This window comes from Yaniella soli, from assembly GCF_054782375.1.
The window spans coordinates 40,620-56,067 of sequence record NZ_BAAGSP010000022.1 but is presented as its reverse complement, the minus strand read 5'-3'; the positions used below and the strand labels follow the sequence as shown (position 1 = coordinate 56,067).

Annotated in this window: 16 protein-coding genes; 4 read left to right on the top strand and 12 right to left on the bottom strand. The window is 57.9% G+C overall.

The window, feature by feature from the left end; all coding sequences use genetic code 11:
• Positions 1–229: transposase family protein (locus tag ACYVJT_RS11525; protein WP_499418407.1), on the bottom strand; the 229-nt coding region annotated here is incomplete at its 3' end.
• A gap of 298 nt (positions 230–527) precedes the next feature.
• Here ACYVJT_RS11525 and ACYVJT_RS11520 point away from each other — a divergent pair.
• Together ACYVJT_RS11520 and ACYVJT_RS11515 are read left to right on the top strand one after the other, a co-directional pair.
• Entirely contained in the window at positions 528–1,625 is a 1,098-nt protein-coding gene (locus tag ACYVJT_RS11520; RefSeq protein WP_343960207.1) for a sensor histidine kinase, read from the top strand.
• Positions 1,625–2,227 (top strand): response regulator transcription factor, encoded by a 603-nt coding sequence (locus tag ACYVJT_RS11515; protein WP_343960205.1) that lies wholly within the window; start codon positions 1,625–1,627, stop codon positions 2,225–2,227. The genes ACYVJT_RS11520 and ACYVJT_RS11515 overlap by 1 nt, the downstream gene beginning before the upstream one ends.
• On the opposite strand, the gene ACYVJT_RS11510 is transcribed toward ACYVJT_RS11515, so the two are convergent.
• Genes ACYVJT_RS11510 through ACYVJT_RS11495 form a run of 4 tightly spaced genes read right to left on the bottom strand, consistent with a single transcriptional unit; the run spans position 2,224 to position 6,833 of the window.
• Positions 2,224–3,246 (bottom strand): CNNM domain-containing protein, encoded by a 1,023-nt coding sequence (locus tag ACYVJT_RS11510; RefSeq protein WP_343960203.1) that lies wholly within the window; start codon positions 3,244–3,246, stop codon positions 2,224–2,226. The two genes, ACYVJT_RS11515 and ACYVJT_RS11510, sit on opposite strands and share 4 nt — an antisense overlap.
• Positions 3,243–4,628 (bottom strand): hemolysin family protein, encoded by a 1,386-nt coding sequence (locus ACYVJT_RS11505; RefSeq protein ID WP_343960201.1) that lies wholly within the window; start codon positions 4,626–4,628, stop codon positions 3,243–3,245. Before ACYVJT_RS11505 ends, ACYVJT_RS11510 begins: the two co-directional genes overlap by 4 nt.
• Before the next feature lie 33 nt (positions 4,629–4,661).
• Positions 4,662–5,447 (bottom strand): lipoate--protein ligase family protein, encoded by a 786-nt coding sequence (locus ACYVJT_RS11500; RefSeq protein WP_343960199.1) that lies wholly within the window; start codon positions 5,445–5,447, stop codon positions 4,662–4,664.
• A 15-nt stretch (positions 5,448–5,462) separates the two neighbouring features.
• Positions 5,463–6,833, bottom strand: a complete 1,371-nt coding sequence (locus ACYVJT_RS11495; RefSeq protein ID WP_343960196.1) for a CitMHS family transporter — start codon at positions 6,831–6,833, stop codon at positions 5,463–5,465.
• A gap of 187 nt (positions 6,834–7,020) precedes the next feature.
• On the opposite strand from ACYVJT_RS11495, the gene ACYVJT_RS11490 reads away from it, so the two are divergent.
• Positions 7,021–7,728 carry a M50 family metallopeptidase gene (locus ACYVJT_RS11490; RefSeq protein ID WP_343960194.1) on the top strand — a complete coding sequence of 236 codons (708 nt, stop codon included), beginning with the start codon at positions 7,021–7,023 and terminating at the stop codon, positions 7,726–7,728.
• Here ACYVJT_RS11490 and ACYVJT_RS11485 read toward each other — a convergent pair.
• The 5 genes from ACYVJT_RS11485 to ACYVJT_RS11465 form a co-directional block, all read right to left on the bottom strand.
• The gene (locus ACYVJT_RS11485) at positions 7,690–8,673 is read right to left on the bottom strand and encodes a permease prefix domain 1-containing protein (protein WP_343960192.1); all 984 of its coding nucleotides are present in this window, start codon (positions 8,671–8,673) and stop codon (positions 7,690–7,692) included. The two genes, ACYVJT_RS11490 and ACYVJT_RS11485, sit on opposite strands and share 39 nt — an antisense overlap.
• Position 8,674: 1 nt before the next feature.
• On the bottom strand, positions 8,675–9,022 hold the full coding sequence (locus tag ACYVJT_RS11480) for a PadR family transcriptional regulator (protein WP_343960209.1): 348 nt from the start codon (positions 9,020–9,022) through the stop codon (positions 8,675–8,677).
• 82 nt (positions 9,023–9,104) lie between these two features.
• A complete protein-coding gene (locus ACYVJT_RS11475) occupies positions 9,105–10,079 on the bottom strand; it encodes an ArsA family ATPase (protein WP_343960190.1) in 975 nt (324 codons plus the stop codon).
• A 13-nt stretch (positions 10,080–10,092) separates the two neighbouring features.
• Complete coding sequence (locus ACYVJT_RS11470; protein ID WP_343960188.1) at positions 10,093–10,347, bottom strand: cory-CC-star protein; 255 nt, start codon at positions 10,345–10,347, stop codon at positions 10,093–10,095.
• Positions 10,348–10,356: 9 nt separating this feature from the next.
• Positions 10,357–12,087: a carbon starvation CstA family protein gene (locus ACYVJT_RS11465; protein ID WP_343960186.1), complete on the bottom strand. Its 1,731-nt coding sequence runs from the start codon at positions 12,085–12,087 to the stop codon at positions 10,357–10,359.
• Between the two features lie 137 nt (positions 12,088–12,224).
• On the opposite strand from ACYVJT_RS11465, the gene ACYVJT_RS11460 reads away from it, so the two are divergent.
• Positions 12,225–13,607: a DHA2 family efflux MFS transporter permease subunit gene (locus tag ACYVJT_RS11460; RefSeq protein ID WP_343960184.1), complete on the top strand. Its 1,383-nt coding sequence runs from the start codon at positions 12,225–12,227 to the stop codon at positions 13,605–13,607.
• A gap of 61 nt (positions 13,608–13,668) precedes the next feature.
• On the opposite strand, the gene ACYVJT_RS11455 is transcribed toward ACYVJT_RS11460, so the two are convergent.
• Both ACYVJT_RS11455 and ACYVJT_RS11450 read right to left on the bottom strand, forming a co-directional pair.
• Complete coding sequence (locus tag ACYVJT_RS11455) at positions 13,669–14,808, bottom strand: glutathione-independent formaldehyde dehydrogenase (protein WP_343960182.1); 1,140 nt, start codon at positions 14,806–14,808, stop codon at positions 13,669–13,671.
• Positions 14,809–14,865: 57 nt separating this feature from the next.
• Positions 14,866–15,294, bottom strand: coding sequence for a GlcG/HbpS family heme-binding protein (locus ACYVJT_RS11450; RefSeq protein WP_343960180.1), 429 nt, complete (start codon positions 15,292–15,294; stop codon positions 14,866–14,868).
• Positions 15,295–15,448 lie beyond the last annotated feature (154 nt).

Here is a 15,448-nt window from a genome sequence, read left to right as displayed (position 1 = left end):
ACACACAAGCACACGCATCACACCGATACCGACGCAACCGCAAATGCAGCTGGGTTGGCCGCCAGCCCATGGGCACGTGGGTGACGTTGCGCACCACACTGCCTCGCACGCGGGCCTGGGCACCGCACCGACGACAGAAATTGTCGCGGTCTACGATGCGACATTCCAACGTGGTCTGGTCGTGGTCGAGATGTTGACCGGTGACCGTCACGCCGAAATTACGGAGCATGCAAAAGGCGTCAAAATCTGGGCGCGAGAAGGTAGGCTTGGGCATGTCGAGGTCTTTCTTTAGATGTGTTGTTTGAGCACTTCCATCTTCGAAAAGACCTCGACTTTTTTATGCCTTCAACACACCCCGGTCACCAAACCGATCTACACCCAAAATTCCGAAGAGCCCCAAAAGACACGAGTGCGACCGCGATGAAATGCGTGGAGACAAAGAGCATGCCGAACAGCGTGACACCGGGAATACCGTAGCGATCGAATAGTCGGCGCACGCGCTCGCGGGTATTGCCTCCGTAGCTTCTGTGGCATTAATTTCATCACTTGATGGTCCCACCTGGCAGTCCGTGGTGGTGCTTGGGCTGTATATCAGCAGTGCTGTCCCATGTGTATACGCTTCCTGGTTGCTTCGAGACCACTATGGTTTCGGTTGGCCAGCATTTCGCGTCACCGCAGCCCTGCTCGCGGTACCGGCGCTGTGCCGGGTCGTGACGGTGTTTATCCCGGGCGCCACGCTCTACGGCGCAATACCGTTGTGGATGATGCTCAGCATCATGCTGGCACTGCTGAGATCTCGCCAACGACTCCTGGTACTGGCCATTGGGGTCCTGCTGCTCATATTGCACGGTGTGTTGAACCCCGGTACAGCCGCCTTCTTCAACGCCCAATTTTTGATCAGTCTCGTCTTCTACGTCGTGCTGACCCCGTCGACCTTCGTGTTTTCTGCCTGGTTCTGGCGCCTGATCGTCCGACTCGATGAAGCACGGACTGTTAGCGGTCAACTCGCGGTTGCCAGAGAACGGTTACGGTTCGCCTCTGACGTGCACGATATTCAAGGTCACCATCTCCAAGTCATCGCGTTGAAGGCCGAACTGGCCGATCGATTCTTGGCTTCTGACACAGCCCAGCACCAGCAGGCTGCACAAGATGCAATTCGTGAGGTTCGGTCTGTGGCAGAGCAGGCACAGTTGGAAACCCGCCAACTCGTCCGAGATCTCCGCGTTGTCTCATTGAGCGACGAACTGGAAAATGCCAAAGACGTACTGGAAGCGGCCGGCGTGACGACCACAGTGCATGCTGATGAGCCCGCGGTAGACAGCCGCATCAAGGAGTCGAATAGACTGCTGGGCTTCATGGTCCGTGAGGCCACGACGAATATTCTGCGGCACGCTCAGGCCCACCACGTGACCATTGAGCTCACCACCGATGACGCTCTGCATCTGAAGATTCGCAACGATGGCGCAGCCAGGCCATCCGAGCCGACTGAACATACCCAGGGCACCGGGCTCGATGGGTTACGCACACGCTTTGAACAGGCTGGAGGCGCGTTGCACACTGATCAGGAGCAGAATATGTTTACACTGCAGGCGATACTCCCACACGTTGTTGAGGATGCCACCTGATGATCCGCGTTCTAATCGCCGATGACGAGACGATGATCCGCACCGCTATGGAAACACTGTTGGGCATGGAGGACGATATTGAGGTACTCCCCGGAGTGGAAGATGGTCGTGCCGCGGTGGAGGCTGCACAACAGCTCAACCCTGATGTGTGCGTCTTAGATTTGGAGATGCCCGGACTCGACGGTGTGGAAGCCGCCAGAGAAATTTCTCGAACGGTCGCAACCAAAGTTGTGATCTGTACCCGGCATGCACGCCCCGGAGTGTTGCGCCGAGCATTGGCCGAAAAGGTATCGGGTTTCGTGCCGAAATCGACCCCGGTGGAACGGCTAGCCGATGTGCTCCGCGAGGTAATGACCGGACGGCGCTATGTGGATCCAGATATTGCTGCCACCGCATTATCCGCGACGCAATGTCCTTTGACCGACCGTGAGCTGGATGTACTGCGCGCCGGTCGTGATGCCGCATCGGTCGCGCACATCGCCGAACACTTGAGCCTGGCACACGGCACCGTGCGAAATTACCTCTCGACGGCTATGCAAAAACTCGGAGTCAATACTCGCGCCGAGGCTTCGCAATATGCCTGGGAGCAGGGGTGGATTTAGCCCGCGGTTGCTTCGTCACGTGGCAATAAGCGGCGCACGGCATCGTTGAACGTGATAATACCGCGGAAGTGGCCTGCGTCATCGACCACGACGGCAAGCTGCTCGCTTGACCGGCGCATCTGCGCCATGGCTTCGTGGACTGGAGTTCCTACGGGCACGACGAAGGCCGCGCGACCAAGCGCATCAACGGTACGTTCTGCGGGTTCCAGTAGTGTGTCACGAACGTGGATCACCCCCGGTGCGTCGTCGCCGTTATTGACGAGAATACGCATGTGCCCTGATCGGCGTGCAGCGTGTTGCAGGTCAGCGACGGTCTGGCCCGCGGTGACTTGTGCGGGCGGATTGTCAGGGGCGATGAGATCTTCCACCTGCAGTGTTTCCAGTTCGAGCGCGCCAGAGATCGGGGCGCCGACCTTGTCTTCCAATGCTCCGACGTTGGCTGAGTGTTCGACGAGTCGGCGGATGGTTGCGGCGTCTCGGCCACCCACTGCGGCCCGGTCTACGGGTTCAACACCGGAGGCTGCCACGAGACGGTTGGCAATCGAGTTGATCCAGCGTAATAGTGGAGCAAACACTTTGACAAAGCCACGTGCTGGCAAACCGATGGTGAGTGCCGCGCGCTCGGGGTGGGCGATGGCCCAGGATTTAGGGGCCATCTCACCGACGACCAGGTGCAAGAAGGTGACGATCAGCAGCGACAGCACAAACGATGCACCGCCTGTCAGCCAACCTGGCAACCCAGTGGCCTGCAAAGGTACCGAGAGCCAAGCATCGACTGCCGGTTTGGTAATCGCCCCCAGAGCAAAGGTACACGCGGTGATGCCCAGTTGTGCCCCGGCTAGCATCATGGTCAGTTCGTTGATGCCCCGCAGTGCAGCTCGGGCAGACTTACTCGTGACGGCTTTATCTTCCAGTCGGTGAGAGCGCGCGCCTAGCAGGGCGAACTCAATGATCACGAAGAACGCGCTGAGGCCAATGATGGCGATCGTGACGAGCAAAACGATCCACGGATTCGTCATTTCTGGACCTCCTCCTGCGACGTAGCGTCATCACTGACGGACTCCAGCGACATTTCAACCAGTGTGGGCACTCGTTTATCCAGGCCTAGCACGCTGACATGAAGGTATCGGGCCAAGGGTTCATCACGAATGAGATCCGAAGGCATCTGCGGTAGTTCCATCCGAATAGATTGGTCAACTTTTGGCAGATCTTGCAGGTAGGCGATGAGCATGCCGGCAACCGTTTCGTAGTCACCACGGGGCAGACGCTGGCCAATCTCACGTTCTACCTCATCGATTGGTAGATCGCCGGCAACTTTCCATGTTTGGCTCCCCTGGGGTTCGATTGTTGTGGGGATCTCGACGTCGTGTTCGTCTGTGAGTTCACCGGCGACTTCTTCGGCGAGATCTTCGATCGTCAGAATTCCTGCCAAACCACCGTATTCATCGATGACGCAGGCAAATTCCTCTTCGGCTTCCAAGAGCCGCTCTAGGGCTTGGGGCAACATCATGACCATGGGCACAATGACCGGGTCTCGCATGATGGTGACGACCGGTTCATCCGGTGTCGACGATGAGCCCAGTACATCGAGCAGGTGTACCACTCCGATGGGTTCATCATCTTCGCCCAGTACCGCATACCGTGTGTGTGCCACTGCCATTCTGGCGCGGACCTCGCCGATGGTCGTATCCGAATCGACGGTGTCGGTCTTGGCCCACGGCACCATCGCGTGCTCCACGTCGCGCTGTGGGAAGTCGATAATGCGATCCAGCATCAGCGACAGGTGGTCTTCCAAATGTCCGGATTCCCGAGAGTCAGACACGATGTGTTGGAGGTCGCTGGCGTTGGCGCTACTATCGAGGTCTTCGACGGGTTGGATGCGCAAAAGCCGGAGCAAGCCGTTGGCGGCATGATCGAAGATGGTGATGAGCCATCCGAAGATGCCTAGGTAAATATTTGTGGATCTGGCTAGCCCCCGCGCCAGGGGTCCGGGGTTGGCGATGGCCAGGTTCTTTGGGTAGAGCTCCCCGAAGATCATCTGGACCACGGTTGAGAGCCCGAGAGCCACCACCGTACCGATCGAAATGCTGACGGCTGGTGGCACACCGACGCCGCCGAGCAATGTCCCCAGGCTCTGACCGACCAGCGGTTCGGCGACATAACCGACCAGCAGGCCGGTCACCGTGATTCCCAGTTGGGCCCCAGAGAGCATAAATGAGGTCCGGCGGGTGACTTTTAACGCCTGCTTAGCTGATGCATCGCCCTCGTCTGCTTGCGCGGTGAGCTGTGCCCGGTCCACAGACATATACGCGAATTCTTGGGCGACAAAGTAGCCGTTGGCTGCGATGATCACCAGGATCACAACAATGCCAAGCAACAGAAGCAGCACGGGGGTCAGCATGGCTCCATGCTAGAGCATAAACAGGGTAGATTGTCACGCCTTGTCTGGCTCGGACGGGACAGTCCTCAGCAGGTCTTGCCAACTCAAACCCTCGAGACGGTAGAAGTCTTTTCCGGTGTGCCCGCCGTTAAGAAATTCGCGTTGGTACTGGGCCAGCAGTTCGTCGATTACATCGGGGACGGTCACCCCGGCTGCGGCGTCCTCGGCTGCACCTGCCGTCCGTGAATCAAAGTCGAGCCCGAGTGCCGAATACACATCGGTCAGCACATCGCGAACGGCCTGGCCGTTTTCAACCACTAGACTCGTGGAGAACAACCATGCGCCCTTCACGACGCGTTGTGCGCTCCCGGCGATTTTGATGCGATGATTGTCGTCCAACACCGCGTGCACCGAATATTCTCCGGCGCAGTATTCGCCGGGGATTTCGCCGACTGCTGCGTTCACGCCCAAGTGCTGCAATGTGCTGGTGAACAGTTCACCGAAATATTCGAACCGCTGCCGAAACCCAAACATCGCGTCTTCTTCGGGCTGGATATGGTCGATGACCAGCGAACCAGGATGATACGCTGCGGCTCGACCGCCAACTTTGCGAACCATCGGGGCAAAACCGTGCTGGGTGCTGTGTTGAACAGCCTTATCGTAGCCGTCCATACGGGTGTCTTGCTGACCGAATGACACCGTGGGCTCCGGACGGTAGATCCGCACGATGGGCCCGCTCAGCACACCGTGCTGCACCGCGCGCAGCAGGGTGGTCGAATACGCCAGGTCTTCTGCCACGCCTAAGCTAGCATTCTGTTCAACCCAGGTCAGTGATGTCACGTGCTGTTCTTTCTGTTATACCTGGACGATCCCCATCAAGACTGCCACCAGCAGCAGCGCGACACTGAAGCCCCACATGATGACGAACGAGTAGCGGATGTGTTTACCGATGTCGGCTTCGGCCAGGCCCATGGCTAACCAGACGGCGGGCGCAAATGGGCTCACGAAGGTACCGATCACGTTACCAATGACAAGCGCGAAAGCGGTGGACGACGCAGCAACCCCAAACTCACCAGCCGTGGCTTCCACCAGTGGCAGCACGGAGAAGTAGTAGGCATCGGTCGATGTCAACATATCCAGTGGCACACCGAAGAACCCAACAATGAGGTGTAGGTATTGGCCGACAGATTCTGGAATGATCTGCAGCATCGCAAGCGCCACGTTTTCTAACATGCCGGATTCATTGAGCACACCGAGGAACACCGCGGCTGCAATGATGACCGAGGCCATCATGAGTGCGTTTGGTGCATGAGCTTTCATACGGTCCATCTGTAATTTTGCCGAGTTGAAGTTCATCGGCAACAGCACGGCGACACCCAGCACAAAGCTCAGGGCTGGCTCCAGCCAACCGGCGAGCATCGTGGCGAGCACGGCAATGACCACCACGATGTTCAACCAGTAGATGACCTTATTGGCGTTGATTTTGCCTTCTAAGTCTTTGCGCTCTTCCTTCTGGCGGGCAGTAAAGTCATCGGCGATCTGCGAGACGTCCACATTGCCTGTCGAGGTCACGAGACCGGCTCCGACCTTGGCGTTGATCCGACGGATTTCACGCAGCCCCAACAGCACAGCGAGGGCCAACAACATGAGCAAACCGGCACCCTGTAGCGGGACGAGTTGCTGGTACATTTCCCCGGGTTCTTCACCGATCACCGAAGCGGCCCGGATCAACGGCCCACCCCAGGGCACCATGTTCATGATCGAGGCCGACAAGCTCACCAGCAGCAAGAGGAGATATTTACTCATATTCAGGGCTTGATACAGCGGAAGCAACGCGGGAATAGTAAGCAGGAAGGTGGTTGCGCCCGCACCGTCGAGGTGTGCCAGAGCACCGATGAGCACGGTGCCAATCGCGACCAGTAGGACCCGGCCCCGCGTCAACAGAATGAGCCTTCGAATGACCGGATCAAAGAGTCCAGCATCAGATAATATCCCGAAGAATATGATGGCGAAGATAAACATCACCACCACGCTCATCACCTGGTCCATACCAGAGCTAAAGAACGTCTGGAGCTCCTCGAAGCCGTAACCTAACACAAGGGCACCCACGGTGGGCACCAGTGCCATAGCGACAACGGGTGAGACTTTGCCCCAGATAAGCAAACCAACGGTGGCACCGATAATTGCCAGACCAGCGATGGTGAGCACCAGATCAGGTTCGGTCATGGAAGGTATTTCCCTTCGATGTGAGGGCATCACGACACGACAATGCAGCTCGCGATGCGTCCAGATGAAAGATTGCTCGGTACAGACTAGAGGTACAAGCTGAGCAAACTGCCGAGGTGACGCACATTCACTACACGGCCGAAAAACTCACGCCCACTTTTCAGCCGGTTCTGCTATAAGTGGTCAGGTGTTTGACGAATTATGGGAACGTGCAACCGGTGTGCAACCACCGCTGCCCGATATCTGGGTGTTGGTCGCCGGTCTTGCCGCGCTGTTGTTGACCTGGTCGCCGCTTGGATACCGAGTGGTTCGACACCTGGCCACCCTCTTGCATGAAGCAGGCCACGCCCTAGTCGCGGTCTTTGTTGGTCGGCGCCTGAGCGGTATCCGTTTGCACTCCGACACCTCGGGTTTGACGGTGTCCCGCGGCAAACCCCGCGGCCCGGGGATGATCGCCACCCTCATGGCAGGCTATCCCGCACCGGCGATCGTGGGCTTGGCCAGCGCATGGCTGGTGAGCCATGGCTATGCTGCCGGTACGCTGTGGGCACTGGTCGTGTTGTGTGCCCTGATGTTGCTGCTGATACGAAATCTCTACGGGCTGTGGGTTGTGCTCGTTACCGGTGTGGGCGTCGCAGCATTGTCCTGGACTGCCACACCAGAGATCTTGTCGATCGCGGCATATATCCTGGCCTGGTCCCTATTGTTCGTGGCGCCGCGTGCCGTCGTGGAGTTGCAACGCAGTCGACGCTGCAAGCGGAGTCGCGGCAGAAGCGACGCCGATCAGCTCGCGGGGCTCACCCATCTGTCGAGTGGCATCTGGATTGGGCTCTTTTGGCTCATCACCATGGCGTGTTTAGTCGGCGGGGGTTGGCTGCTGTTGGGCAGTGTGTGAAACCTTGGCCCGGTGGGTTTTGATCCAACCGTCAATGGTGTCCCAGAGACAGATGATGGCGATACCACAGCCAAAGACGACGGCAAGCGTGTAGAGCGTATCGTCGTTGAGCCCATTATTCACCGCAAGGCCTAGGAGTTGCTCACTGAACAGTTCTCCGGGTGCCAATAGACTGATGACCCAGCTGAAGAAGAGCACACTCAACGCAGTGTTAACGATCGCCAGCGTGGTGCTCCACCCCCGACGCACGTAGAGGACGACCGCAAAGCCGATTTCGAGGCCGACCAGCGCCAACAGTCCGAGCATTGCCCAGGGCCATAGATCAGGGTTCAGGATAGGAACGGCTTCTTCATTGATGCGAATAAAACCGGGGATTTGATCCCAGATCAAGGCAACCAGCACGAGGCCAAGGAACACGAGCGAGGCGATCAAATCAGAGCCTCCCGGGTGTTCTTCTCGCGGTTCCGGGAGCTGGTCGACGTCCCAGGTGATGCCGGTATCAGTCCCCGAACGCTCGATGATGGCAAAGACCAGGGTCACCCAGAAACACACGTGTAGCGTGGCCGTAATGGTGGCCGGTATAGCTGCACCGAGCACATCGCCAAAGGAACTGCCTGCGAGCACCTGCGCGACGGCGGCCACCACGAAGACTGTTGCCGGCACGATGAACAGCAGCAGCTTCAACAGATGCCACCACTGCAGATATACCCGTGGACCAATCAACTGTAATGGTCGCTCGGTGTATCCCGCGGCGAGCACCGCGGGGTCCCCGAGGTCGGTGAGCACCTCGCGTTCAGCTGTTGCACGATCTTCACCTTGGGCCATGCGTGCGTCGATGGCGTCTGCAATCGACGCCTCGAGTTCTGGCCGGACTTCAGCCTGCAATTCTGTCGGGAGATCTTTGACGGTTGCTGCGATATAACGTTCAGGAAGTGGAGTAGTCATGTCAGTTCTTCTCATCGGTGAGGGGATCTTCAGGCAAGGAGTCGATTGCGTCGGTGAGCTTTGTCCATTCGGTGCGCATAGCCTCGGCGAGCTGGAGCCCGTCGCGCGAAGTCTGGTAAAACTTTCGCGGACGCGATTCATCAGTATTCCAATGGCTGGTCAAATGCCCTTGCTTCTCCAAACGACGCAACAGTGGGTAGAGCGTGTTCGCTTCGGTATCGAACCCGGTGCGCTGCAGATCCTCGAGCAGCCCGTAGCCATACCCCGGGGTGCGCAACAACTGCAAACATGCCAGCACGACAGTACCGCGCCGGAGTTCCTGCAGGTGGGTTTCAAAAGCTTCAGCCATATGCAACACGATACTGTGCAACACACACTATAGTCAATGACGCACCTAAGGACGGGTGTAGTCTTCTGTGTCTTGCGGTGTCCTAGCTGAGCTGTTGTGCTAACTGGCGCAGTGCGTCGCGACCGACCAGATCGGTTGCGAGCAACGGTACCGTGTCGATGGGTACCCTGGGCAGCTCTGCGCGCAAGGACTGCACGTGGTGATCTTCTTGGACTCGCCGCGAGGCGAGAAAGTCGCCCGCGTCGGTAGGTGACAGACGGTTGACCACAAAACCTCCGACGTCGACGCCGGTTTCGCGTAGGTCTGCATACAGTTCAACGGTTTCCAGTACCGGCACCCGTTCTGGAATCAGTACAATCACAAAACTGGTGAGTTTGGCGTCGGTGAGCACGTTGCGCATCATCTCGAAGCGGTTCTTGCGGCGCAACAGCATCTGGCGGATCCGCCGATCACGACTTTCCCCGGATGCGGATTGTGGATCATCATGATTGTCCAAAGCTCGAATAGCCGCACCGAATTTTTCCGCCTTGGTACGGCGATTGAGCAGCCCTTCCGTCCAGAAGGTCATAATCTCGGGTAACGCCATGAGCCGTGCGGTATGCCCGGAGGGTGCGGTATCAAAGATCAAGAAATCATGCTCATCGAGCCCATATTCGATGGTTGCTGCCATGCGTTCAAGCATCGCGGACTCGTGCGTACCCGGGGTTTGGGCGGCCAGCTTGAGGTGTTGGTCGACTTGTGGGTGCAGGTGCTCGGGCATGAAATCTCGCAGGGTGACACCGACCTCGGCCAGGTAGGCATCGATCGTACGCTGCGGGTCGATTTCTACACCGTGGACCACACCGTCACCGGAACGAAATAGCTCGACCTGGTCATCGCCGACCGACTGCTCCCACAGATGGCCCAGATTATGTGCAGGATCCGTGGAGACCAACAAGACCTTCCGCCCGGCTTCGGCCTGGTGAAGCGCCACGGCTGAAGCGGTGACGGTTTTGCCGACACCGCCCTTGCCACCTAAGAACAGCACTTTGCGTTGTCCGGCGAGGTTCAGCAACATATGCGGGCGCCTTTCAGCAGCAGCTCATACCGTCAAACGGCGAGTTGTCCATCCCCTGCCGGATATGCCAGTCGTGCATGCGATCCAACATTTCCGGCAGCAACTCGAGGGTGACCCCAGAGGCGGGGTTGGGCACGCCCAGCGCTTCAGACATGACGAGCATCATGAACAGGTCTTCTTCGTCGCGCTTGGCACGAGCAAACGTCCGGCGGTAGGGAGCAATGTAGTACTCCCGTAATCCTGCACTGAAGCGTTGCCACCAACCCATTGTTCTTGCCTATTTCTGTGGGGTACCGACCGGAAGCTTCTCGTCTGCGGTGAGCAGCTCGTCGTCTTCTGGCTCTGGTTGTTGTGTTCTGGCTCTCACCATAGCAAGACTGGCTTCGATCATCACCCAGACCGCGGCGATCAGGATGACGATATCCAGGCCGAACAGCAGCCAGTTGCCCTGGTTGTAGAACTGACCAACCTGGATAATGAGGGCGTAGATGGATACGAACAGCACGAATACCATCGGGATGAGCGCTGGCAGGTACGGCCGCCCCTTGCGCATCAACATGACCACGATGATGCCCAGGGTCAGTGCGGCAAGCAACTGGTTGGTGGTACCGAACAGTGGCCAGATCAGCACACCGCCTGAACCGTCAGCGCCCGCCGAGAACGTCAATGCCAGACACACGCCAACGGCAATGGCGGTTGCTGTGTACATGCCGATTCTTAGGTTGAAGACTTCGCCGATTTCTTGTACGACATAGCGCTGGAGTCGCACCGCGGTGTCCATCGTGGTCGCTGCAAACAGGACGGCCATGGTTGCCAGAATGGTCGAGCTCAACGACTCCGGCAAGCCGAGGCCCTGATTGACGAGCGTGCCACCGGCTTCAACAAACACCTCGACACCGCCATTTTCGAAGCTGGAGTAGATCTCTTCCCAATCGGCCAGTGTGCGGAAGCCCGCCGTGACTACGATGATCGTGCCCAGCGCGAGGAGTCCTTCACCAACCGCACCAAAGTAGCCGACGAAACGACCGTCGGTTTCGCGGTCGATTTGCTTTGCTGTCGTGCCAGAAGAGACGGTGCCGTGGAATCCAGAGATCGCACCACACGCAATCGTCACGAATAACAATGGCATCAACGATGGCGTATCAGCCGGTACATTCTCATTGATTGCCGGAGCCACAACGGTTGGCGTTGCAATCGCGAAGGAGGCGTAAAGGATCCCCAGGCCGATGAACAGCAGCAGACCATTGATGTAGTCGCGTGGCTGCATCAATACCCAGACTGGCAGCAGCGAAGCGACCGCACCGTAAACGAACAAGATGAGGATCCACCAGGTTTCTGCGGGCAGACCCATCAGTTCTTCTGGGAACGCCAGCGGGAAAGCATTCCCAATCGGCACCAAGATACACAGCGCTGCCACACCGACCACCGTGACGATCGGAAGGTTCCAGTTCCAGCGGTACATCGCTTGGCCCACAAACACCGCAATGATCAGCGCGCCCCAGGTTGGGATGACAGCGGTTGGTGAATCGACCAATAGACCTGAGGTCACTGTGGCGAATGCGGCAATGACCATCATCAACAGGAAGAAGATGACCACCAAGAACAGGTTTCGACCGCGCGGACCAATATAGCGCCCGGACAGGGTTCCTAACGACTGCCCTTTGTTCCTGGCAGAAGCCCACAGTGAGCCAAGATCGTGCATGCCGGCAAAGAAGACCGTACCGAACACGACCCACAGAAATGCCGGGAGCCAGCCCCAAATCACGGCAATGGCAGGCCCCACGATGGGTGCGGCACCGGCTACCGAGGTGAAATGGTGACCCCACAGCACAAACTTATTCGTCGGAACATAGTCGGTTCCGTCATTGAACGCATGAGCAGGAGTCTTGAACTCAGCATTGAGTTTGAAAACTTTTTTGGAAAGATATTTCGAATACAGGAAGTAGCCGGCGATCATAATGATGACGCCGATTACCGCCAGCAGCAGAGCGTTTGGACCCTCGTTCACAGAAGACTCCTCAAGGTGGTGATATCTGCCCGGTGTTGTGTGCCACGGATCACGGTAACAGGTAATGTCAGCACGCTTTGAGAGTTACTGTGAGCGACCTCCTTGACTCCTGACGACCGCGCTCTAGCATTGCCAGGGTGTGGAAAGCTCTCGGTGCCCTGTGTGTAGGCCTCTTTATAACCTTGCTCGACCAGTCGCTGGTCGCTGTTGCCCTACCTCGCATTACCGAGGAATTCGATGCCACGGTGAACCAAGCGGTCTGGGTTTCGGCCATCTACCTGCTCACGTTCGCTGTGCCGTTACTGGTCACCGGACGACTTGGCGACCGGTTTGGGCAGCGCAATGTCTACCTGGTGGGGATGGCCATTTTCACGCTGGCAGCCACAGCCTGTGCGTTTGCGCCGACCATTGAACTGCTGATCGTTGCTCGCGCCATCCAGGGGTTTGGCGCCTCGCTATTGAATCCGCAGCCGCTGAGCGTCATCAACCGCATCTTTCCGGTGACCAAACGTGGCGCGGCCATGGGCGTTTGGTCGGCGGTCGCCAGTTCCTCGGGACTTTTCGGCCCGGTCGCCGGTGGCCTGTTGGTCGGTGGCCTCGGATGGCGCTGGGTCTTCTTCTTGTATATCCCGTTCGGCGTGCTCGCCTTCATTCTGGTGGCGTTGTGGGTGCCGAAACTGCCCGCTGGCGTGGGACGCATCGACCTGTTCAGTGCCCTGATTTCGCTGGTCGCCATTCTGGGCATCGTCTTCACTTTGCAACAAGGACCCGAGTTCGGCTGGCCCGGGTGGCTCTTCGGTGTGCTCGTGCTGGGTATCGCCGCGCTGGTGTTGTTTGTGTGGCTGCAACGACGCGCTCAGCGTCTGGGCCGTGACGCGTTGATGCCGCTCGAGCTCTTTCGCTTCCGCAATTTCCGCTGGGGTGCTGTGTCGGTCTCCACCCTCGGATTCACGGTGTATTCGGTCAATCTGCCGATCATGCTGTATCTCCAACTCGGCGCGGGCCTCAACGCCGAAACGGCTGGATTACTCATGTTACCGATGGCTGCCGTCTCGGTGAGTTTGGCACCGTTTCTGGGACGTCTGACGGATAAGCTACCGCCCGGTCGGATCTCGATCATCGGATTGAGTTCGATGATCACCTCGATGGCGTTATTTGCCATCCTGATCATGTCTGAGGTGGCGGTTGGCTGGCTCGTCGTACCGTTGGTATTCCAGGGTGCAGCCAATGCGCTGAGCTGGTCGGCGAACTCTGCCATCTCAATGCGCCAACTGCCCGGCCATCTGGTTGGCGCTGGTTCCGGTGTCTACAACACCTCACGTCAGGTTGGGGCGGTCATCGGCGCGGCAGCAGTCGGCGCCGTGATGCAAATCAGTCTACAATTCACCGGCTTCTCGACTGCGATGGGCCTTTCACTTGTGCTCCACGTAGTCATCTTGTTCGTTGGCCTGTTCGCGGTGTCGCGTTTCCGGCCAGATCTTCCACAGCCTGCCTCGGATGACGCATCAGGCCGTTCCTAAAGATTTCCGACACAGCTCGAGCCCGGCCGATTACGGTCGGGCTCAAGCTGGTTGTTGAATCTTAGCGTCCTGGCTGGAGGAGCACCTTGGTATATCCCGACTCGCGGTTATCGAATCGACGATATGCATCTGGCGCGTCAGCCAACGGGAGTTCTTGAGACACCACGAAGTTTGGCTCAGCACGACCGGCGATAATCAGATCACGCAGCTTATGCGCATACTGTTTAGCATCGGCCTGGCCGGTCCCCATGAACTGGCCCTTCTCAAAGAACCGGCCAATGCGGAACAGCAGCTCGCCCTTGGCCGCGTGCTCATTTGGAGCACCGGGATCCGACGGCAGATAGAGACCGACAATGCCAAGACCCCCGGTATGACGAACCGTATCCACGAGCTGATTCAGCACGATGGCTGGTTGTTCTTCACCCGAGGAGACGGTCGCCTGATAGCCGACAGCATCAATCCCCCGGTCTACACCATAGGCTTGCACCTTGTCGTGAATCTGTTGGGCAGGGTCGCCGTCGTCGAAGTTAATCGGCTCGGCGCCCATGTTTTTGGCGATATCTAACCGGTCTGATTTGTTATCCACAACAAACACACGGCTGGCACCCTTCAGCAACGCTGAATACGCGGCCATCTGACCAACTGGGCCGGCACCGTAGACTGCCACTGTTTCGCCCGGCTTCACGCCGGCCAGTTCAGTCGCGTGGTACCCGGTCGGGAAAATATCTGCGAGCATCGCGAAGTCTTTTTCGTGTTCGTTACCTTTCGGCAACTGGACGCAGTTGTAGTCCGCGAACGGTACGCGCAGCATTTCTGCCTGGCCCCCAGCGTATGGCCCCATGCCCACGTAACCGTAGGCACCACCAGCCATACCCGGATCATTGACGGTCAAACAGAATGCGGATTTACCGGCGCGACAGTTATCGCAGAAGCCACAGGCAACGTTGAAGGGCATGACCACGCGGTCGCCTTTGCTCACGGTGGTGACACCGGAGCCGACTTCCTCGACGATGCCCATGTTCTCGTGACCGAAGCTAATGCCCGGTTCGGCATCGGTACGGCCTTCATACATGTGCAGGTCGGATCCGCAGATGGCGGTGGAGGTTATGCGTACGATGACATCGGTGGGATCCTGAATTTTCGGATCCTCGACATCTTCGACCGCTACTTCATACGGTCCTTTATATACAACAGCTTTCATTGGTTCTTCTTCACTCCTATACGGTGCAAATTCATAGGCTGTGTGATGAACAAAAGATTATTTAGGCGCTGACTCGAAGGCTTGCACGCCGGCTTCGGCCACCGTCTGATCGTTGTCGACGGTGGAACCGCTGACACCAACTGCACCGACCACGGTGCCGTCGTCGAGTTTCAACGGAATGCCACCTGGAAAGGTGATGAGCCCGTCGTTGGAAAATTCAACGTGGTACAGCTGCTCGCCTGGCTGCACCATTGGTGACAGGTCGCCGGTTTCCATATCAAAATACCGGGCGGTGCGGGCTTTTTTCATCGAGATGTCGATGCTACCCAACCAGGCACCGTCCATACGGTTGAATGCTTTGAGATTGGCACCCGCGTCAACAACTGCGGCGTTCATTTTCAGGTCGATCTCTTCGGCGCGACGCATGCAAGCGTCCACGACGGTTTGAGCTTGCTGCAAGGTGATATCAGATTGGTTCGTGGTCATGATGACACTCCTTTCAAGGGTGTTATCTTCTACGAAAAACCAGACGTCGCGACGGTGAGGCTCATCGGTGTGATGCAGCGCAGGTTTCGCGAGCGCCTCTCTACCCATTGTCGTAGCCTGGCCATCTTTCCGAAAGGGCCGAGTACTTCGACGC

Bases quoted from the DNA above. Each gene is read 5' to 3' on its own strand.
- ACYVJT_RS11515 (WP_343960205.1), top strand. From the start codon at position 1,625: ATGATCCGCGTTCTAATCGCCGATGACGAGACGATGATCCGCACCGCT.
- ACYVJT_RS11510 (WP_343960203.1), bottom strand. From the start codon at position 3,246: ATGACGAATCCGTGGATCGTTTTGCTCGTCACGATCGCCATCATTGGC.
- ACYVJT_RS11505 (WP_343960201.1), bottom strand. From the start codon at position 4,628: ATGCTGACCCCCGTGCTGCTTCTGTTGCTTGGCATTGTTGTGATCCTG.
- ACYVJT_RS11495 (WP_343960196.1), bottom strand. From the start codon at position 6,833: ATGACCGAACCTGATCTGGTGCTCACCATCGCTGGTCTGGCAATTATC.
- ACYVJT_RS11485 (WP_343960192.1), bottom strand. From the start codon at position 8,673: ATGACTACTCCACTTCCTGAACGTTATATCGCAGCAACCGTCAAAGAT.
- ACYVJT_RS11480 (WP_343960209.1), bottom strand. From the start codon at position 9,022: ATGGCTGAAGCTTTTGAAACCCACCTGCAGGAACTCCGGCGCGGTACT.
- ACYVJT_RS11475 (WP_343960190.1), bottom strand. From the start codon at position 10,079: ATGTTGCTGAACCTCGCCGGACAACGCAAAGTGCTGTTCTTAGGTGGC.
- ACYVJT_RS11470 (WP_343960188.1), bottom strand. From the start codon at position 10,347: ATGGGTTGGTGGCAACGCTTCAGTGCAGGATTACGGGAGTACTACATT.
- ACYVJT_RS11455 (WP_343960182.1), bottom strand. From the start codon at position 14,808: ATGAAAGCTGTTGTATATAAAGGACCGTATGAAGTAGCGGTCGAAGAT.
- ACYVJT_RS11450 (WP_343960180.1), bottom strand. From the start codon at position 15,294: ATGACCACGAACCAATCTGATATCACCTTGCAGCAAGCTCAAACCGTC.